The following is a 17,149-nucleotide window of genomic DNA, read 5'->3' on the forward strand; positions in this document are numbered from 1 at the left end:
GGCAGGCGAACAGACAACTCTCTGGAGTGCAATGTGAACGCTAACAAATTCGTGGTCGGAGTGGACTTCGGCACGCTGTCGGGGCGCGCGGTCGTCGTCCGCGTGGCCGACGGCGCCGAGCTGGGCAGCGCCGTCCACGAGTACGCCGAGCGCGTCATCGAGCACACGCTCCCCGGCACCGGCGTGCGGCTCGGCCCCGACTGGGCGCTGCAGTCGCCGCAGGACTGGCTGGACGTGCTGCGCGTGGCCGTGCCCGGGGCCCTGGCCGCCGCCGGGGTCGCCGCCGAGGACGTGATCGGCATCGGCACCGACTTCACCGCCTGCACCGTGCTGCCGACCACGGCCGACGGCACGCCCCTGTGCTTCGAGACGCCCGAGCAGCCGCACGCCTGGCCCAAGCTGTGGAAGCACCACGCCGCCCAGCCGCACGCCGACCGCATCAACGAGCTGGCCGCGCGGCGGGGCGAGAGCTGGCTGCCGCGCTACGGCGGCAAGATCTCCTCCGAGTGGGAGTTCGCCAAGGCCCTCCAGGTCCTGGAGGAGGCCCCCGAGGTGTACGCCAGGGCCGAGCGCTGGATCGAGGCCGCCGACTGGATCATCTGGCAGCTGTCCGGCGTCGAGAGCCGCAACATCTGCACGGCCGGCTACAAGGGCGTCTTCCAGGACGGGAGCTACCCCTCCGAGGACTTCCTCGCCGCCCTGAACCCCGGCTTCGCCGGCTTCACCGGCAAACTGGCCACCGGCGTGGTCGGCGACGACGTCAACGGCACCACCCTGGCCCCCCTGGGCGGCCTGGCCGGCGTCCTCACCGCGCGGGCGGCCGAGTGGACCGGCCTGCCCGAGGGCGTCGCCGTGGCCGTCGGCAACGTGGACGCCCACGTCACCGCCGCCGCCGCGGACGCCGTGCGCCCCGGGCAGATGGTGGCCATCATGGGCACCTCCACCTGCCACATCATGCCCAGCGACCGGCTGGCCGAGGTGCCCGGCATGTGCGGCGTCGTCCAGGACGGCATCGTGCCCGGCCTGTGGGGCTACGAGGCCGGCCAGTCCGCCGTCGGCGACATCTTCGCCTGGTACGTCGACGCCTTCGGCACCGACGGCCACGAGCGCCTGACCGAGCTGGCCGAGCGCCAGGCCGTCGGCGCGCACGGGCTGGTCGCGCTCGACTGGTTCGGCGGCAACCGCTCGGTGCTGGTGGACCACGACCTGTCCGGTGTCATCGTCGGCCAGACCCTCGCCACCAGGCCCGAGGACGTCTACCGCGCGCTCATCGAATCCACCGCGTACGGCGCCCGCATGATCGTCGAGACGTTCGAGAAGTCGGGCGTGCCCGTCGAGGAGTTCGTGGTCGCCGGAGGGCTGCTGAAGAACCGCTTCCTCATGCAGGTCTACGCCGACGTGCTGCGCCGCCCGCTGTCGGTCATCGGCTCCGACCAGGGGCCCGCGCTCGGCTCGGCCGTCCACGCGGCCGTCGCCGCCGGGGCCTACCCGGGCATCGAGGAGGCCGCCGCGGCGATGGGCAAGCGCACGCGGGCGGCGTACGTGCCCGACGAGGCCCGCGCCGACGCCTACGACCGCCTGTACGCCCAGTACCGCGAACTGCACGACCACTTCGGGGACGGACGCATGCTCCACGCCCTCCGCACGATCAGGAACGAGGCCGCCCAGTGAAATCCACCATTGCCAGGCTTCATGGGGAGTTGGTCCGTTACGGCCTCGTGGTCTGGACCGCGGGGAACGTGTCGGGCCGGGTCCCGGGCGAGGACCTGTTCGTCATCAAGCCGTCCGGGGTCTCCTACGACGACCTGACCCCGGACAACATGGTCCTCTGCGACCTCGACGGCAACCTCGTCGAGGGGGCCCACGCGCCCTCCAGCGACACCGCCGCGCACGCCTACGTCTACCGCAACATGCCCGAGGTCGGCGGCGTCGTGCACACCCACTCGACCTACGCCTCGGCGTGGGCCGCGCGCGGCGAGCCCATCCCGTGCGTGCTGACGGCGATGGCCGACGAGTTCGGCGGCGAGATCCCGGTCGGCCCGTTCGCGCTGATCGGGGACGACTCCATCGGACAGGGCATCGTGGCGACGCTCGAGGGCCACCGCTCGCCGGCCGTCCTGATGCAGAACCACGGCGTCTTCACCATCGGCAAGGACCCCGAGGCCGCCGTCAAGGCCGCCGTGATGTGCGAGGACGTCGCCCGCACCGTCCACGTCTCCAAGCAGCTCGGCACGCCGCTGCCCATCGGCCCGGCCCACATCGACCGCCTGTACGACCGCTATCAGAACGTCTACGGACAGAGGAGCCCGCGTTGAACATCTGGTTTCTGACCGGCAGCCAGGGACTGTACGGCGAGGACACGCTGCGCCAGGTGGCCGAGCAGTCGAGGCGCATCGCCGAGCAGCTTCCCGTGCCCGTGCAGTGGAAGCCCGTGCTGACCGACGCCGCGGCGATCAGGCGCGTCATGCTGGAGGCCAACGCGGACGACGAGTGCGCCGGCGTCATCGCCTGGATGCACACCTTCTCCCCGGCCAAGATGTGGATCGCCGGCCTCGACGCGCTGCGCAAGCCGCTGCTGCACCTGCACACGCAGGCCAACGTCGAGCTGCCGTGGAGCTCGATCGACATGGACTTCATGAACCTCAACCAGGCCGCGCACGGCGACCGCGAGTTCGGGTTCGTGCAGACCCGGCTCGGCGTGCCGCGCAAGACCGTCGCCGGGCACGTCAGCGACCCGGCGGTCGGCGCGCGCATCGAGGCGTGGGCGCGCGCGGCCAGGGGCGTGGCCGAGGTGCGGGCGCTCAAGCTGGCCCGCTTCGGCGACAACATGCGCGACGTGGCCGTGACCGAGGGCGACAAGGTCGAGGCGCAGCTCCGGTTCGGCGTCTCGGTCAACACCTACGGCGTCAACGACCTGGTCGAGGTCGTGGACGCGGCCTCCGACGCCGACGTGTCCGCGCTGGTCAAGGAGTACGCCGAGCTGTACCGGGTGGCCCCCGAGCTGCTCGGCGAGCGCAACGAGTCCCTGCGCTACGCCGCCAGGATCGAGCTCGGCCTGCGCGGCTTCCTGGAGCACGGAGGCTTCCGGGCCTTCACCACCAACTTCGAGGACCTCGGCGGCCTGCGCCAGCTCCCCGGCCTGGCCGTGCAGCGCCTGATGGCCGACGGCTACGGCTTCGGCGGCGAGGGCGACTGGAAGACCTCGGTCCTGCTGCGCACCCTCAAGGCGATGACGCCCGGCGGGACGTCCTTCATGGAGGACTACACCTACGACCTGACGCCCGGCAACGAGCTCATCCTCGGCGCGCACATGCTGGAGGTCTGCCCGTCCATCGCCGCCGGGACGCCGTCGTGCGAGATCCACCCGCTGGGCATCGGCGGGCGGGAGGACCCGGTGCGGCTGGTGTTCGACGCCGCGCCCGGCCCCGGTGTCGTCGTCGGCCTGGCCGACATGGGCGACCGGTTCCGCCTGGTGGCCAACGAGATCGACATCGTCGCGCCGCCGGAGCCGCTGCCCAGGCTGCCCGTGGCCCGCGCCGTCTGGTCGCCGCGGCCCAACCTGCGCACCTCGACCGAGTCGTGGCTGACCGCCGGCGCGCCGCACCACACCGTGCTGTCCACGGCCGTCGGGCGCGAGGAGCTGACCGACCTGGCCGACATGCTCGGCGTGGAGCTGCTGGTGATCGACAAGGACACCACGACGGCTCAGTTCGTCAAGGAGATCCGCTGGAACCAGGCGTACTACCGCCTGGCCCAGGGCTTCTAGTCCTCCGGCGGCTTCTTCGGGGCGTTCCTGCGCTGCTCCTCGGCACGTTCGCGGCAGCGGCGCAGGAACTCCTCGTCGTCGTCGGGGTTGGTGGCGGCGAAGCGGCCCGGGCGGTCGTACTCGGGGAACGCGCTCGGGCGCGCGGCCGCCTGGCCGGCGCGTTCGGGGCGGCCGGCCACCAGCCAGATGACCGAGCCGACCAGCGGGAACAGCAGGACCACGAGCACCCATACGATCTTGGGCAGGTTCCTGCAGACCGCGTCCGGCGTGGTGATCACGTCGAAGAGGCAGTAGAGCCACAGGACGAGGGTGGCCAGGCCCATGGCCTCGGACAGATACAGCACGGGGCCGACCGTAGTGACGGCCGGGGGCGACGGCAAGGATATTCGGATGAATAGGGTGAAGCCGTGATGTTGACCAACTGGGCGGGCAACACCGCCTTCCGGGCGCGAGCCGTCCATCGCCCGGCCACCCTCGACGAGCTGCGCGGCCTGGTGGCCTCCAGCGACCGGGTGCGGGCCCTGGGCAGCGGTCATTCCTTCAACGACGTCGCCGACACCACCGGCGACCTCGTCGTGCTCGACCGCATGCCCGCGACGATCGAGATCGACAGCGCCGCGCGCAAGGTCCGGGTCGCGGCCGGCACCACGTACGCGCGGCTGGCCGAGGCGCTGCACGCGGCCGGGTTCGCGCTGGAGAACATGGCCTCGCTCCCGCACATCTCGGTCGCCGGCTCGGTCGCGACCGGCACGCACGGCTCCGGCGACGCCAACCGCTGCCTGGCCGCCGCCGTGTCCGGGCTGGAGCTGGTCACCGCCGACGGCTCGCTGCTGTCGCTGTCACGCGGGGACGACGACTTCGCCGGCGCGGTCGTCTCGCTGGGCGCGCTCGGCGTCGTCAGCACGCTGACGCTCGACCTCGTACCGGCCTTCGAGCTGCGCCAGTACGTCCGCGAGGGCCTGACACCCGACGCCCTCGACGGATTCGACGACATCATGGCGAACGGCCACAGCGTCAGCCTGTTCACCGACTGGCGCGACACCCGGATCTGGCTGAAGCGCCGCGAGGAGTTCACCGACGACTCCTGGCACGGCACCCGCCCCGCTCCCGCCCCCCGCCACCCGCTGGCCGGGATGCCCGCCGACGCCTGCACCACACAGCTCGGCGTGCCGGGCCCCTGGCACGAGCGGCTGCCGCACTTCCGCCCCGACGCCCCGCCGAGCGGCGCCGGCGACGAGCTCCAGTCGGAGTTCCTGCTGCCCCGGGCGCACGCGGTCGAGGCCCTGCGCGCGCTGTACGCCGTCGGCGACCGCGTCCGGCCGGCCCTGCGGGTCTCGGAGGTGCGCACGATCGCCGCCGACGACCTGTGGCTCAGCCCCTTCCGTGACCGCGACAGCGTGGGCGTGCACTTCACCTGGGTCAGGGACGTGGCCACCGTGCTCCCGGTGCTCGACCTGGTCGAGCGGACGCTGGCCCCCTTCGAGCCGCGCCCGCACTGGGGCAAGCTGTTCATCCGCCGCCCCGGCTGCCCCGGCGACTTCCGCGAGCTGGTCCGGCGGCTGGACCCGGCGGGCAAGTTCGCCAACGACTTCGTCCGGCTACTGCTGGGGGAGTAGCGGCCCGCGCCGGGCATGCACCCGCCGTCGTAGCGGGCCACCGGTCCGGCGGACGATGTGCCCGCCGGTCCGGCGCGGCATCGTGGAGCGCATGACCGATCACCCGTTCAGATTCGGGGCCGTCGCCGGCTACGCCCCCACCGCCGAGGCCTGGACCGGGCTGGCCCGCAGGGTCGAGAGCCTGGGCTTCTCCACCCTGCTCGTCCCCGACACGCTCGGGACGTTGTCGCCGTTCGCCGCCGCGGCCACGGCCGCCGCCGTCACCACGACGTTGCGCGTCGGCACGTACGTGGTCAGCGCCCCGTACCGCACTCCCGAGACCGTCGCCTGGGAGACCGCCACCCTGCACACCCTCACCGGGGGACGCTTCGAGCTGGGGCTGGGCGCCGGCAGCCCCGGCGCGGAGCAGGACGCGGCGGCGCTCGGCGTGCCGTTCGGCACCCCGGCCGAGCGCCTGGAACGCCTGGCCGCGACGATCGACGCGGTCAAGGACGTGCCGATCCTGGTCGCCGCGACCGGCGCCCGCGTGCTCGGGCTGGCCGCGCGCAAGGCCGACACGGTGGCACTCGGCCTGCCGCCGCAGCACACCGAGGACCAGGTCGCGGCCAAACTGGACGAGCTGTACGAGCTGGCCGGCGACCGCTTCCACGACCTGGAGCTCGGCATGAACCTGGTGGCCGTGGGCAGTGAGCCGCCCGCCTGGCTGACCGGCCGCTTCGGCCCGATCGGCCCCGGCGCCACCGGCCTGCTCACCGGCACCCCCGACGAGATGGCCGAGACCCTCCGGCGGCGCAGGGACCGGCTCGGCATCTCCTACGTCACGGTGAACGCCCAGTTCGTCGACGCCTTCGCGCCCGTCGTGGAACGTCTGGCGGGTACCTGACGGGATCTGACAGGTAAGACCGGCACGATGGTCCCATGACCGCAAAGGGAACCTTCGACACCGCCGGCTGGGACGCCAAGCCGTCCTTCGACGACCGCGACGGCGTCGCGCTCGGCCTCGTCAGCATGACCAAGACCTTCCACGGCGACCTGATCGGGACGAGCGTCGTCCAGCTGATGGTGGCCTCGACCCCGGTCGAGGAGTCGCGCGCGTACGTGGCGCTCGAACGTGTCGAGGGCACCCTGGAGGGCCGCGAGGGCAGCTTCGTCGTGGCGCACCAGGCGATGAGCGACCGTGGGGAGCAGTCACTCACCGTCACGGTCGTCCCCGACTCGGGCACCGGCGAACTGACCGGGCTCAGAGGAGGGATGACCATCACCGTCGCCCCGGACGGCTCGCACTCCTACACCCTGGACTACGAGCTGCGGGCGGGAGGCTGACCCGGGACGAACGCCCGGGAGGATAAGGGGTGGAGCTATGGGGATTCGAACCCCAGACCTCCTCCATGCCATGGAGGCGCGCTACCAACTGCGCCATAGCCCCTTGCTGCGATCACAAGTGTATAGGACGTCGGGACCCACGAAACACATGCGCGTACCGGGCATACGCACGGTCAAATCTTGCTACTCTCCGTGTCATGTCCAGCGTGCAGGCCGTCCCGTTGACCCCGCGGTGCGCGAAGATCCTCGCCGCTCGTGAGCATGCCGTCGTCGAGGTCAGCGCGTTCGACGGGTTCTTCACCCTCCGGGCCATCCGCAGCCTGCTGGAGTGGGCGACCCGCACGTTCACCGGCGTCCACGTGCTCGTGCCGGGGGTCGAGCTGGCCGGCACGCTGGTCGCGCGCGGGGTGCCGTCCGGCACGGCGCTGATCAAGGCGCGGTCGGCGGCCAACAACACGCGCAACCGGGTGATCCGGGTGCTCGAAGGCATGGGCGCGGCCAACGCCACCGTCTTCGACTGGAACGAGCTGGCCGGCAACCGCGCCTACCGGCGCTCCCGGCGCGAGCTGGAGCGGCTGGTCGCCAAGGACGCGTCGTTCCGCGAGCGGTGCGTGGCGGCGGTGCTGCCGGTCGTCGGCGGCCAGGAGCTCACCCCCGAGCAGGCCGCGAACGCGCTGCCCTTCCTGCTGGCCTGGCTGCCGCTGGTGCTGAACAGCCCGGCGATCCTGCGTACGGGTTCGTCGGTGTTCTGCCACCCGGAGCCCAGGCCGATGGTGGGGGAGCTCTACGCGGGCACGCTGCCCGTCTCGCGCTCGCCCCACCAGGGCTTCGTCTCCTCGCGGCCGGTCCCCGACCCCGCCTGAGGCCGGTCAGCCGACCGAGCCGGCCTTGTCGATCAGGGTGACCAGCTCGGCGACCATCGGGTCCTCCGAGGTCCGTGCCAGGCGCTCGGCGTGCTCGCGCAGGGTCGGCAGGTCCAGGCCGAACGCCTTCCTGTCCCGCAGGTAGACCGCGAAGGCGGCGACCACCACGTCCACCTGCAGCCTGACCGGTGTGCCGGTCCAGATCGAGGCGTTCAGGTCGTCGGCCCGCAACGACTTGCCGGCCTCGGAGGCCGCGCGGGTGTCGGGGTCCTGCCAGCGCACGGTCGCCTGGGCGAGCTGGCCGCGCGCGCCCGGCTTGAGGTGGAGGGCGTACAGGGCCGTGACCGAGTGGCCGGGGCCGATCTCGCCGCCGTCGCGGCTGTCGTCACGGAACTCCTCGGCCGACATCGCGCGGTTCTCGTACCCGATGAGCTGGTAGCTCTCCACGACCGAGGGGTTGAAGACGACCTGCGCCTTGGCGTCGCGCGCGCGTACCTCGATGTTGGCCGGGAGCCGGGTGGTGAAGACCTTCTCGGCCTCCTGCTCGGAGTCCACGTAGACGGCCATGCCGTCGCCGTTGTCGGCGAGCTGCTCCATCAGCTCGTCGCCGTAGTCGCGGCCGACGCCGACGGTGAGCAGCGTGACCTGCTTGCCCGCGTACTCCTTGACCTGCTCCACGATGGTCCGCCACTCGGTCTCGCCCTGGTTGGCCAGGCCGTCGGAGAGCAGGATGACCCGGTTCGTGGCGGCGGGCCGGAACGCCTGGGACGCCTCCCGGTACCCGGCCAGGATGCCGCTCTGCAGGTTCGTGCCGCCGGCGGTGGCCAGCTCGTCCACCGCCGCGTGGAGCTGGCTCCTGGCGGTGAGCGGCGTCATGGAGGCCAGCACGTCCGCCTCGTCGCTGAACGCCACGAGCGACACCTGGTCGCCGGGCGCGAGCTGGTCGAGCAGCTTGTGCAGGGCCGACTTGACCAGGTCGAGGCGGCCGGTCTCGGCCATCGAGCCGGAGACGTCGACCACGAACGTGAGGTTGGCCGGGCGGCGCGCGGCGGCGTCGGACGCGCGGGTCTGCAGGCCCACGCGGAGCACGGCCTCGTCGCGGCCGGGCAGCCGCGCGCCGTCCACGTGCACGGCGAAGCCGTCGTCGGTGGGCTGCGCGTAGTCCTGGCCGAAGGCGTTGACCCACTCCTCGGGGCGGATCTCGCCGGGCGCCGGCCAGCGTCCCTCCTGGAGCGTACGGCGGGCGTAGCCGTACGAGGCGGTGTCCACGTCCAGGGCGAAGGTGGAGATCTGCGCCTTGGTCGTGTCCTGCTCGGTTTCCTGGGCGCCGGTCGCGGACGCGCTCGGCGCGGGCCGACGTTGCGCGTCCGACAGCGGGGCCCGCGCGGCGCTGCCGCTCGATCCGCCGGAGCCGCCGCACGCGGCGAGTCCGAGGAGCGCCGCGAGCCCGACGCTGATGGCCAAGGGACGAATGGCTAAGGGACGAAATATCATCGCAACCACCTCCGCGTCCTATGACGGGGATTCGCGTGGAAGCGGCCGGGCCGGAGACGCAAGCGAGCACAAACCGCGATCGTCACGTGATCATTTGTGACGAACGGGGATCAATGAGGTGAGAAGCGCGGGCGGTCGCGCCAATGCGGAGGAGGCCGCCGTCGCCCGGTCGTTATCGCCAGTGCGGCAGGAGCAGCTCGCTATCGCCAGCGCGGCAGGAGCAGCTCGGCATCACCAGTGCAGCAGGAGCAGCTCGGCGGAGAAGCCGGGCCCCAGCGCGATCAGCACGGCGGGCCGTCCGGGATGCCCGCGCGTCTCCTGGAGCACGTGCAGTACCGAGACCGAGGACAGGTTCCCGTACGTCCGCAGCGACCGCCACGTCACGTCCAGGGCCCTGGGGTCGAGGTCGAGGCTGTCCACGATCTTCTCGATGACCTTGGGGCCGCCGGGGTGGCAGATCCACGTCGGCACCTGGTCGGGGGTCAGGCCGTAGTCGGCCAGGAAGCTCCTGATGTCGTCGGCCAGCACCTGGTCCACGAAGTCGGTGAGGTCGGCGTCGAGCACGATGTGGAAGCCGTGGTCGCCCACCTCCCATCCCATCAGGTGCTCGGTGTCGGGGTAGAGCCTGCTGCGGGTGGCGACGACCTCGGGGCCCTTGCCGCGTCCGGTGCCCACGACGGCCGCCGCGCCGTCCCCGAACAGGCCGCTGGCGATCAGGTTCGCGATCGAGGTGTCGTCGCGCTGGATGGTCAGCGAGCACAGCTCCACGCAGACCAGCACGGCGGCGTGGTCCGGCCAGCCGCGCAGGTAGTCGTGCAGGCGCGACAGGCCCGAGGCCCCGGCCGCGCAGCCGAGGCCGAACACGGGCACCCGCTTGACGTCGCCGCGCAGCCCGAGGCGCTGGGCCAGCTTGGCGTCCAGGGAGGGCGTGGCCAGGCCCGTGGTCGAGCAGAACAGCAGGTGGTCGATCTTCTCCGGTGGCACGTCGGCCTTTTCGAGGGCGCCCCTCACGGCCTGTTCGCCCAGGTCGAGGGCGATCTCGACGTACATGGCGTTGGCCCGGGCGAAGGAGTCGAGCTTGGTGTAGCCGTCCAGCGGGAGTGCGAGGTTGCGGCCCACGACGCCGGTGGCCGCGTGGAAGTGCCGCAGCAACTCCTCGTCGCAGTCCGTCAGACGGGAGAACGCTTCGGTGATCTCCGCCTGCTCGTAGCGGTGATCGGGGAAAACGGTCTCTACCCCCGAAATATGCATATATCACTCCTGCCGCAGGGAGGGGAGCGCTAACCTGCTCGCGCCGGATATGGGCGGTTAATATGCGGATGTGCCGTTCCCGTCCTCCGCTCGTCCGCTCCCGTCGCCCGCCCGGCTGCCCACGGTCGCCGTGCTGGCCTTCGACGGGATGGCGCCGTTCGAGCTGGGGTGCGTCGTGGAGTTCTTCGGGCTGCCCCGGCCCGAGCTGGACGTCCCCTGGTACGACCTCAAGGTCTGCGCCGAGACGCCCGAGCCGCTGCGCGTGGTCGGCGGGTTCACCATGCAGGCCGCGCACGGGCTCGACGTCCTGGCCGGGGCCGGGACGGTGATCGTGCCCGGCGTCGCCGACGTCCGGGGCGAGGTCTCCGGCGAACTGGTCGAGGCGTTGCGCCTGGCCCACGGCCGGGGCGCCCGGATCGTCTCGATCTGCTCCGGCGCGTTCGCGCTGGCCGCCGCCGGCCTCCTGGACGGCCGCGAGGCCACCACCCACTGGAGGTACGCCGACCTGCTCCAGCGGCGCCACCCCGCCGTCCGCGTCAACCCCTCGGTCCTGTACGTGGACGACGGCGACGTGCTGACCAGCGCGGGCAGCGCGGCCGGCCTCGACCTGCTCGTCCACCTGGTACGCAACGACCATGGGCCGAACGTGGCCAGCGCGGTCGCCCGCCGCCTGGTCGTCCCGCCGCACAGGGAGGGCGGTCAGGCCCAGTTCATCGAGGCCGCCGTCACCCCCGTGACGGACGACGGCGGCGTGGCCAGGGCCATGGGGTGGGCGCTTGAGCACCTGGCCGAGCCGATCGGCGTGGCGGACCTGGCCGGGGTGGCGCACATGTCGCAACGCTCGTTCATCAGGCATTTCAAGCGGCAGACCGGGACCAGCCCGTTGCGGTGGGTGATCTCGCAGCGGGTGGCGGCGAGCCTGCCGATGCTGGAGTCGACGGCGGTGCCGGTGGAGGAGATCGGGGCGGCGGTCGGGTTCGAGAGCCCGGCGACGTTCCGGCACCACTTCACGCGCGCCATGCGCACCTCGCCCTCCGCCTACCGCCGCACCTTCGGCCCCTGACCCGCCCCTCCGGGAGCCTGGGCCGTCAGCGGGCGACGGGCGGGTTGAAGCGATGGTGGCCCGGCGGGGTCCAGCCCGCGCCGACCGTGCCGTCCACCTCGGTGTACGCGGTCAGCTCGAACCGCACCGACCGCTGCTCCGCGGTCCAGTCCACCTCCGCCCGCCCGGTCAGGTGGAGGGTCCGGCCGCGCTCCCAGTCGACGAACAGCAGCCCGGCGGCGGGATCCAGCTCCAGGTTGCCGAGTGTCATGTACATCGCGTTGCCGACGTAGTCCGGGAACTCCAGCGACCCCGGCCCGGTCACCCGGACGAACCCCGGGTTGCCGCCGCGATGGGAGACGTCGGCGCCCAGGCCCTCGGCGCGGGTGGCGACGAAGAACGTGTCGGCCCGCTCGATCCACTCGACGTGGTGCGGCGCGAACGCCGTCCCGCCGCCGACGACCTCGGGGACGCCGGGCACGGCGGTGGGCTCGCGGGTCTGGATGTACTTGGGGCAGTTGGAGTACACCTGCTCCGTCCAGATCACCAGGCTCCCGCCCGCCTGTACGGCGGTGCCGTTCACCCGCATCCGGCGCCGGGTGTGCGGCTCGATGGCCAGCAGCCCGATGTCGCGTTCCGCCGTGAACAGGTCCCGCAGGGGCGCCGAGGGCAGGGCCCGGACGGTGATCGTGCGGTCGTCGTCGGCGTCGGCGAACCCCGGCGGGCCGGTCAGCACGTCGGCCCACACCCGGCCGAGGTCGTCGGCCGCGCCCGCCACCAGCAGGTGCCGGGCACGCAGGAACGCGGCGGCCACCTCGGGGATCTCCGGACGGGTGCGCGAGCTGCCGAACGCGCCCGGCGTCCGGACCCCGGCCCGAGCCTGGACGGCGATCTCCCCTGGATGTCTCATTTAGAAGAATCCACAGGTGGGGGCGCCGGAGGTGGGCGCGGGACGGTCGCCGGCGGCGCCGGGGGCGGAGATCTCCAGCCGGATGCCGTCGGGGTCCTCGAAGAACACGCCGCCGGAGGAGGCGCCCTCGCCGTGGGGGACCACGCCGTCGTGGTGCAGGGTCGCCCCGATCTCCCTGATGACCTGTTCGGCCCTGAGCACGGCGTCGAGGTCCTCGACCTGGAAGGACAGGTGGTGCAGGCCGGGCAGGGCGGTGGGGAAGCGGCCGTCGCTCTGCTGCCAGAGCGTGAGCACGAGCTTGCCGTCCTGGGCGAGGAGGGCGTAGCGGCGGCCGTCCTCGTTGGACTCGCCGGCGACGGTGAAGCCGAAGACGCGGCCGTAGAACTCCTTGGACCTGTCGAGGTCGGTGACATTGAGCCCGACGTGCCCGGTCTGGAATGACATGCGACTCTCCTCGTCTAACGGTTGCGCGACCGATTGGCCGTTAGAAAGCCAATATAACGGCAAAAATGGGTCAGTGGCGTTAGATGAGGCTATTTCTTGTGCTCCCGGTAGTGCCGGGCCGCTCGCGCGCGGTTGCCGCAGGCCGGCGAGCACCACTCCTGGCGCGGGTGCTCCTTGACGAAATAGAGCACGCAGCGCGGAGCCCCGCAGGTGCGCAGCAGGGCGCGGTCGGGTCCGGCCAGGAACTCCACGGCCGCGACGGCGAGCCGCCCCCGCAGGCGCGTGGACGGGTTCGCCTTCACGGCCGGGACCATGGTCAGCACCGGCTCGCCGGTCCACGACAGTCGCGGGGCGGTGGGGGCGGCCAGGGCGGTCGCGTTCACCAGGGCCAGCGACTCGGCGAAGCCGGGCAGGCCGGCCGCGTCCGCGCCGCTGGGCGGCTCCGGGGTGATCGCCCTGGCCAGTAGCGCCCTGACGGCCTGGCGCAGCCGTACGGTCTGCTCGCGCAGCTCCTCGGTGGCGGTGAAGTCGGGCGGCACGCCCAGGTCGGCCGCGTGCTCGCGGACCCATGCGGTCATCGCGTCGGCATCGCGCAGCCGATCGACGGGCCCCGAGCGGTCGGCCCTGACCGTACCGGCGAACTCCATGGTCAGGATGGTGGACATGCCTCCAATCTAACGCCTGCCCGGCCTGGCTTCCGTTAGGTCGGGAAAATATTGCGCGATCAGAAAAAATGCGTATTCTGAAAAAGTGAGCGGACTGAGGGAACGGAAGAAGCAGGCGACCCGCGAGGCGCTGATGGACGCGGCGCTCCGGCTGACCCTGGAGCGCGGGCTGGAGAACGTCCGGGTGGAGGACATCGCCGACCGGGTCGGCGTGTCGCCACGCACGTTCAACAACTACTTCTCCAGCAAGTACGAGGCCCTCGCCGCCCGCCACACCGACCGCGTCCGGCGGACGGTGGCCGTGCTGCGCGCCCGGCCGGCGGCCGAGCCGCTGTGGGAGTCGCTGGTCGCGGCCGTCGCCGAGCCCTGGGAACAGGCCGTGACCGGCCCCGAGCCGCCCGACGCCGACCGGCTGGCCCTCACCCGGCTGCTGGCCGGCGAGCCCGCGTTGCGCGCCGAGGCGCTCAAGGCCCAGTTCGCGGCCGACGGAGAGCTGGCCGCGGCCGTGGCCGAGCGCACGGGCACCGATCCGGGCCGGGACCTCTACCCGCACCTGGTGGCGGCCACGGTGAGCACCGCCGTGCAGGTGGCCGTCGGCCACTGGCTGCGGTCCGATCCGCCCGTCCCGCTGGTGCCGGTGCTGTGCGAGGCCCTGCGCTGCCTGGCCGCCGGGCTGCCCGCCCCCTGCCCCCCGACCGGAGGAGAGACCGCATGACCCCGGAAGACCTCATGACTCCGGACGACCTCATGACCGCAGGAGACCCCATGACCGCGGACGTCGTCATCGCCGGCGCCGGGCCCAACGGCCTGATGCTGGCCTGCTAGCTCGGCCTGGCCGGGATCCGGCCCGTCGTGCTCGAACGCCTGCCCGCCCGCAGCGACCTGCCCAAGGCCAACGGCATCGTCGGCCAGGTCGTCGGCCTGTTGCACCAGCGCGGTCTGACCGCGGCGCCCGCGCCCGCGCCCGCGCCCGTGCCCGCGTTCGTCTTCGGCGCCATGCCGCTCGACCTGGCCGGGCTCGACGGCAACCCGCTGCGCACCCTCGGCGTCCGGCAGCCCGAGCTGGAGGAGCTGTTCGAGCGGCGGGCCGTCGAGCTGGGCGCGGAGATCCGGCGCGGCCACGAGCTGACCGGCTTCGAGCAGGACGGCGAGATCCCCGGCGACGGCGAGCCGATGACCATCGGCGAGCTGCGCGCAAGCCTGGCCCGCGTGCTCGGGGCCGACCTCCCGCTCGCCCCGCCGACCGGCGAGGGCCCCCACCTGCTCAGACGGCTGAACGGCCGCGAGACCCGGGTGGCCGACCGCTACCGGGCGGGCCGCGTCTTCGTGGCGGGCGACGCCGCCCACGTGCATTCCGCCATGCGGTCGAATCCTGGCCGACCTGCCGCAGGAGCCCGCCTCCCGGGCCCGGCCGCTGCTGCTCGACCGCACCGGCGAGCTGCGCGTGCGCCACGAGCGGGTCGAGACGGTCACCGTGCCGTCCTGCCCGGCCGAGGCCGTGCTGGTACGCCCCGACGGCTACGTGGCCTGGGCCGGCACGCCGGACGCGACGCTGACGGAGGCGCTGGAGACCTGGTTCGGCAATGGGGGCGAGGTGACGGCGTAGGCAGCGGCGCATCAGGGCGGCCGTCATCCGCTCGGGGTGCAGCACGCCCTCGACCGTGGGCCCGTCGATCAGCGCGCGATGAGCTCGGTGTGCCCGGCGAAGTAGTGGCGCACCGAGCCGATGGCGAGCCCGGCCTCCTCCGCCACGTTGCGCAGTGACGCCTGCTCGAACCCGGCGCGGCGCACGACCCCGAACACGGTGCCGGCCACCGGCATGCACGAGGAGGTGCGGTCGATCCCGCTGTCGATCGGCGTCGGCCTGCTCGGCGAGGCACTGGTGATCCTGGCCGGATCGCGGACGGCGGGCGTGCCGTTCAAGCGCTAGTCTGCGGTCAGAACAACATTCTGTGCACGAGGAGAGCCATGCCGGACAACCTCATCTTCCGCCTGCCGCCGACGTTCGAGACGATCGAGGAGGAGCGTCGGCACCGCAAGGAGCGGCTCGCGGCCGCGCTGCGGATCTTCGGCAGGTTCGGGTTCGAGGAGGGCGTGGCCGGGCACATCACCGCCCGCGACCCCGAGCTGAGCGACCACTTCTGGGTCAACCCGTTCGGCATGTCGTTCAAGCACGTCAGGGTCAGCGACCTCATCCTCGTCAACCACGAGGGCCAGGTCGTCGAGGGCCGCTACCACGTCAACGAGGCCGCCTTCGCCATCCACTCCCAGGTGCACCAGGCCCGTCCCGGCGTGGTCGCGGCCGCCCACAGCCACTCGATCCACGGCCGCGCCCTGTCGGCGCTCGGCCAGACCATCGAGCCCATCACCCAGGACGCCTGCGCCTTCTACCAGGACAACGCGCTGTTCGACGACTACACGGGCGTCGTGACCGACCTGGAGGAGGGCAAGCGCATCGCCGCCGCCCTGGGCGGCAACAAGGCCCTCGTGCTGCGCAACCACGGCCTGCTGACCGTCGGCGACACGGTGGACGCGGCCGCCTGGTGGTTCATCACCATGGAACGCTCGGCACAGGTCCAGCTCCTCGCCAAGGCCGCCGGGCAGGTCGTGCCCATCGAACCCGACAACGCCGCCCTGACCCACCAGCAGATCGGCAACGACCTGGTCGGCTGGATCAACTACCAGCCGCTGCACGACCAGATCGTGCGCGAGCAGCCCGACCTGTTCGAGTGAGCCCGCCCAGCGGCCCGGTGGCGTTTCACGCGCGGCGGAAGGTGTGCCGGTAGGTCAGCGGCGCGACGCCGACGGCCGCGTGCAGGTGCTGGCGGAGCGAGACCGCCGTGCCGAAGCCGGAGCGCCTGGCCACCTCCTCCACGCCGAGGTCGGTGGTCTCCAGCAGGCGCCTGGCGTGGCGGACGCGGTGGCCGGTCAGCCATTTGGCCGGGCTCATCCCGGTCTCCTCGCGAAAGCGCCTGGTGAAGGTGCGCACGCTCATCCTGGCGTGCCCGGCCAGCGCGTTGAGGTCGAGCGGGGCGTCGAGGTGGGCCAGCATCCAGTCGCGGGTGGGGGCGGTGCCGCCGGCGTCGTCGTGCGGCAGGGGGCGCTCGATGTACTGCGCCTGGCCGCCGTCCCGCCACGGCGGCATCACGCAGCGGCGGGCGGCCCGGTTGGCCACCTCGGTGCCGTGGTCGCGCTTGATCACGTACAGGCACAGGTCGAGACCCGCCGCGACGCCGGCCGAGGTCAGCACGTCGCCGTCGTCCACGAACAGCACGTCGGGATCCAGCTTGACCAGCGGGAACAGGGCGGCGAACCGGGCCGCCTCGCGCCAGTGCGTGGTGGCCGGGCGGCCGTCCAGCAGGCCCGCCGCGGCCAGCACGAACGCGCCCGTGCAGATCGACATGACGCGCGGGCGGTCCTGGAGGGCCGCGCGCAGGGGGGCGGTGATCGTGCCGTCCTTCATCGCCCGGCCCGCGTGGATGCCGGGCACCAGCACCGTGTCGGCCGTGTCGAGCACGTCGAGGTCGTGGTCGGGCAGCACGGTGTAGCCGGCCTTGCAGCGGACCGGCTCGCGGTCGGGGGAGCAGGTCACGACCTCGTAGAGCTTCTCGCCGTCCGGCGTCTCGGCCGACTCGAAGACCTGGCCGGGCACGCCGAGGTCGAGCGGGGCGAAGTTGTTCAGCACGACGACCGCGACACGATGGGCCATGGCCAGATTCTTGCACATATTGGCTTTCGGGCCACTCGCGCCGTCAAAAGGCGATAAATCAGGATT

The 17,149-nt window shown here is 72.4% G+C and carries 19 protein-coding genes, 1 tRNA gene and 1 pseudogene; 12 read left to right on the forward strand and 9 right to left on the reverse strand.

The genetic code is table 11. The features are described from left to right. The first annotated feature begins 51 nt into the window (after positions 1 to 51). From araB to araA, 3 genes are read left to right on the forward strand one after another with little or no spacing between them, the layout of a single operon-like run. Positions 52 to 1,671 (forward strand): ribulokinase, encoded by a 1,620-nt coding sequence (gene araB / locus ACIHAD_RS05335; protein WP_397353853.1) that lies wholly within the window; start codon positions 52 to 54, stop codon positions 1,669 to 1,671. Beyond that, entirely contained in the window at positions 1,668 to 2,315 is a 648-nt protein-coding gene (locus ACIHAD_RS05340; RefSeq protein ID WP_397353114.1) for an L-ribulose-5-phosphate 4-epimerase, read from the forward strand. Before araB ends, ACIHAD_RS05340 begins: the two co-directional genes overlap by 4 nt. Beyond that, the gene (araA, locus tag ACIHAD_RS05345) at positions 2,312 to 3,766 is read left to right on the forward strand and encodes an L-arabinose isomerase (RefSeq protein ID WP_397353115.1); all 1,455 of its coding nucleotides are present in this window, start codon (positions 2,312 to 2,314) and stop codon (positions 3,764 to 3,766) included. Before ACIHAD_RS05340 ends, araA begins: the two co-directional genes overlap by 4 nt. On the opposite strand, the gene ACIHAD_RS05350 is transcribed toward araA, so the two are convergent. Next, on the reverse strand, positions 3,763 to 4,110 hold the full coding sequence (locus ACIHAD_RS05350) for a PLDc N-terminal domain-containing protein (RefSeq protein ID WP_397353116.1): 348 nt from the start codon (positions 4,108 to 4,110) through the stop codon (positions 3,763 to 3,765). The two genes, araA and ACIHAD_RS05350, sit on opposite strands and share 4 nt — an antisense overlap. Positions 4,111 to 4,176: 66 nt before the next feature. Between ACIHAD_RS05350 and ACIHAD_RS05355 the strand changes: the two genes are divergently transcribed. The 3 genes from ACIHAD_RS05355 (at position 4,177) to ACIHAD_RS05365 (ending at position 6,705) form a co-directional block, all read left to right on the forward strand. After that, positions 4,177 to 5,382 (forward strand): FAD-binding protein, encoded by a 1,206-nt coding sequence (locus ACIHAD_RS05355; protein WP_397353854.1) that lies wholly within the window; start codon positions 4,177 to 4,179, stop codon positions 5,380 to 5,382. 91 nt (positions 5,383 to 5,473) lie between these two features. Next, on the forward strand, positions 5,474 to 6,265 hold the full coding sequence (locus ACIHAD_RS05360) for an LLM class flavin-dependent oxidoreductase (RefSeq protein ID WP_397353117.1): 792 nt from the start codon (positions 5,474 to 5,476) through the stop codon (positions 6,263 to 6,265). A gap of 35 nt (positions 6,266 to 6,300) precedes the next feature. After that, the gene (locus ACIHAD_RS05365; RefSeq protein ID WP_397353119.1) at positions 6,301 to 6,705 is read left to right on the forward strand and encodes a DUF3224 domain-containing protein; all 405 of its coding nucleotides are present in this window, start codon (positions 6,301 to 6,303) and stop codon (positions 6,703 to 6,705) included. A gap of 30 nt (positions 6,706 to 6,735) precedes the next feature. On the opposite strand, the gene ACIHAD_RS05370 is transcribed toward ACIHAD_RS05365, so the two are convergent. Then, a tRNA-Ala gene (locus tag ACIHAD_RS05370) sits at positions 6,736 to 6,808 on the reverse strand. 94 nt (positions 6,809 to 6,902) lie between these two features. On the opposite strand from ACIHAD_RS05370, the gene ACIHAD_RS05375 reads away from it, so the two are divergent. Continuing rightward, entirely contained in the window at positions 6,903 to 7,568 is a 666-nt protein-coding gene (locus ACIHAD_RS05375) for a tRNA-dependent cyclodipeptide synthase (protein WP_397353121.1), read from the forward strand. Positions 7,569 to 7,574: 6 nt separating this feature from the next. Here ACIHAD_RS05375 and ACIHAD_RS05380 read toward each other — a convergent pair whose 3' ends face one another. Further along, the gene (locus ACIHAD_RS05380; protein ID WP_397353122.1) at positions 7,575 to 9,032 is read right to left on the reverse strand and encodes a von Willebrand factor type A domain-containing protein; all 1,458 of its coding nucleotides are present in this window, start codon (positions 9,030 to 9,032) and stop codon (positions 7,575 to 7,577) included. A gap of 261 nt (positions 9,033 to 9,293) precedes the next feature. Then, complete coding sequence (locus ACIHAD_RS05385) at positions 9,294 to 10,313, reverse strand: type III polyketide synthase (RefSeq protein WP_397353123.1); 1,020 nt, start codon at positions 10,311 to 10,313, stop codon at positions 9,294 to 9,296. A 70-nt stretch (positions 10,314 to 10,383) separates the two neighbouring features. Between ACIHAD_RS05385 and ACIHAD_RS05390 the strand changes: the two genes are divergently transcribed. Continuing rightward, positions 10,384 to 11,376 carry a helix-turn-helix domain-containing protein gene (locus tag ACIHAD_RS05390; protein WP_397353124.1) on the forward strand — a complete coding sequence of 331 codons (993 nt, stop codon included), beginning with the start codon at positions 10,384 to 10,386 and terminating at the stop codon, positions 11,374 to 11,376. 25 nt (positions 11,377 to 11,401) lie between these two features. Here the strand turns inward: ACIHAD_RS05390 and ACIHAD_RS05395 are convergent, their stop codons facing one another. The 3 genes from ACIHAD_RS05395 to ACIHAD_RS05405 form a co-directional block, all read right to left on the reverse strand. Beyond that, entirely contained in the window at positions 11,402 to 12,265 is an 864-nt protein-coding gene (locus tag ACIHAD_RS05395; RefSeq protein ID WP_397353125.1) for a pyridoxamine 5'-phosphate oxidase family protein, read from the reverse strand. Continuing rightward, positions 12,266 to 12,709: a VOC family protein gene (locus ACIHAD_RS05400; RefSeq protein WP_397353126.1), complete on the reverse strand. Its 444-nt coding sequence runs from the start codon at positions 12,707 to 12,709 to the stop codon at positions 12,266 to 12,268. It abuts the gene before it with no gap. Between the two features lie 89 nt (positions 12,710 to 12,798). Beyond that, complete coding sequence (locus ACIHAD_RS05405; protein ID WP_397353127.1) at positions 12,799 to 13,374, reverse strand: CGNR zinc finger domain-containing protein; 576 nt, start codon at positions 13,372 to 13,374, stop codon at positions 12,799 to 12,801. Between the two features lie 85 nt (positions 13,375 to 13,459). Between ACIHAD_RS05405 and ACIHAD_RS05410 the strand changes: the two genes are divergently transcribed. From ACIHAD_RS05410 to ACIHAD_RS05420, 3 genes and pseudogenes are all read left to right on the forward strand, one after another. Further along, positions 13,460 to 14,089, forward strand: coding sequence for a TetR/AcrR family transcriptional regulator (locus ACIHAD_RS05410; protein ID WP_397353128.1), 630 nt, complete (start codon positions 13,460 to 13,462; stop codon positions 14,087 to 14,089). A 137-nt stretch (positions 14,090 to 14,226) separates the two neighbouring features. Continuing rightward, positions 14,227 to 14,724, forward strand: a pseudogene (locus ACIHAD_RS05415) (FAD-dependent monooxygenase); the annotation flags it as partial. Between the two features lie 64 nt (positions 14,725 to 14,788). After that, positions 14,789 to 14,980 carry a hypothetical protein gene (locus ACIHAD_RS05420; RefSeq protein ID WP_397353855.1) on the forward strand — a complete coding sequence of 64 codons (192 nt, stop codon included), beginning with the start codon at positions 14,789 to 14,791 and terminating at the stop codon, positions 14,978 to 14,980. A gap of 68 nt (positions 14,981 to 15,048) precedes the next feature. On the opposite strand, the gene ACIHAD_RS05425 is transcribed toward ACIHAD_RS05420, so the two are convergent. Next, positions 15,049 to 15,195 (reverse strand): TetR family transcriptional regulator, encoded by a 147-nt coding sequence (locus ACIHAD_RS05425; RefSeq protein WP_397353856.1) that lies wholly within the window; start codon positions 15,193 to 15,195, stop codon positions 15,049 to 15,051. A 147-nt stretch (positions 15,196 to 15,342) separates the two neighbouring features. Between ACIHAD_RS05425 and ACIHAD_RS05430 the strand changes: the two genes are divergently transcribed. After that, entirely contained in the window at positions 15,343 to 16,107 is a 765-nt protein-coding gene (locus ACIHAD_RS05430; protein WP_397353129.1) for a class II aldolase/adducin family protein, read from the forward strand. 25 nt (positions 16,108 to 16,132) lie between these two features. On the opposite strand, the gene ACIHAD_RS05435 is transcribed toward ACIHAD_RS05430, so the two are convergent. Then, positions 16,133 to 17,083 carry a GlxA family transcriptional regulator gene (locus ACIHAD_RS05435; protein ID WP_397353130.1) on the reverse strand — a complete coding sequence of 317 codons (951 nt, stop codon included), beginning with the start codon at positions 17,081 to 17,083 and terminating at the stop codon, positions 16,133 to 16,135. Between the last annotated feature and the right edge of the window lie 66 nt (positions 17,084 to 17,149).

Source organism: Nonomuraea sp. NPDC052265, assembly GCF_044547985.1.
Lineage (GTDB): Bacteria > Actinomycetota > Actinomycetes > Streptosporangiales > Streptosporangiaceae > Nonomuraea.

Bases quoted from the DNA above. Each gene is read 5' to 3' on its own strand.
- ACIHAD_RS05355 (WP_397353854.1), top strand. From the start codon at position 4,177: ATGTTGACCAACTGGGCGGGCAACACCGCCTTCCGGGCGCGAGCCGTC.
- ACIHAD_RS05360 (WP_397353117.1), top strand. From the start codon at position 5,474: ATGACCGATCACCCGTTCAGATTCGGGGCCGTCGCCGGCTACGCCCCC.
- ACIHAD_RS05365 (WP_397353119.1), top strand. From the start codon at position 6,301: ATGACCGCAAAGGGAACCTTCGACACCGCCGGCTGGGACGCCAAGCCG.
- ACIHAD_RS05375 (WP_397353121.1), top strand. From the start codon at position 6,903: ATGTCCAGCGTGCAGGCCGTCCCGTTGACCCCGCGGTGCGCGAAGATC.
- ACIHAD_RS05385 (WP_397353123.1), bottom strand. From the start codon at position 10,313: ATGCATATTTCGGGGGTAGAGACCGTTTTCCCCGATCACCGCTACGAG.
- ACIHAD_RS05395 (WP_397353125.1), bottom strand. From the start codon at position 12,265: ATGAGACATCCAGGGGAGATCGCCGTCCAGGCTCGGGCCGGGGTCCGG.
- ACIHAD_RS05400 (WP_397353126.1), bottom strand. From the start codon at position 12,709: ATGTCATTCCAGACCGGGCACGTCGGGCTCAATGTCACCGACCTCGAC.
- ACIHAD_RS05405 (WP_397353127.1), bottom strand. From the start codon at position 13,374: ATGTCCACCATCCTGACCATGGAGTTCGCCGGTACGGTCAGGGCCGAC.
- ACIHAD_RS05425 (WP_397353856.1), bottom strand. From the start codon at position 15,195: ATGCCGGTGGCCGGCACCGTGTTCGGGGTCGTGCGCCGCGCCGGGTTC.
- ACIHAD_RS05430 (WP_397353129.1), top strand. From the start codon at position 15,343: ATGCCGGACAACCTCATCTTCCGCCTGCCGCCGACGTTCGAGACGATC.
- ACIHAD_RS05435 (WP_397353130.1), bottom strand. From the start codon at position 17,083: ATGGCCCATCGTGTCGCGGTCGTCGTGCTGAACAACTTCGCCCCGCTC.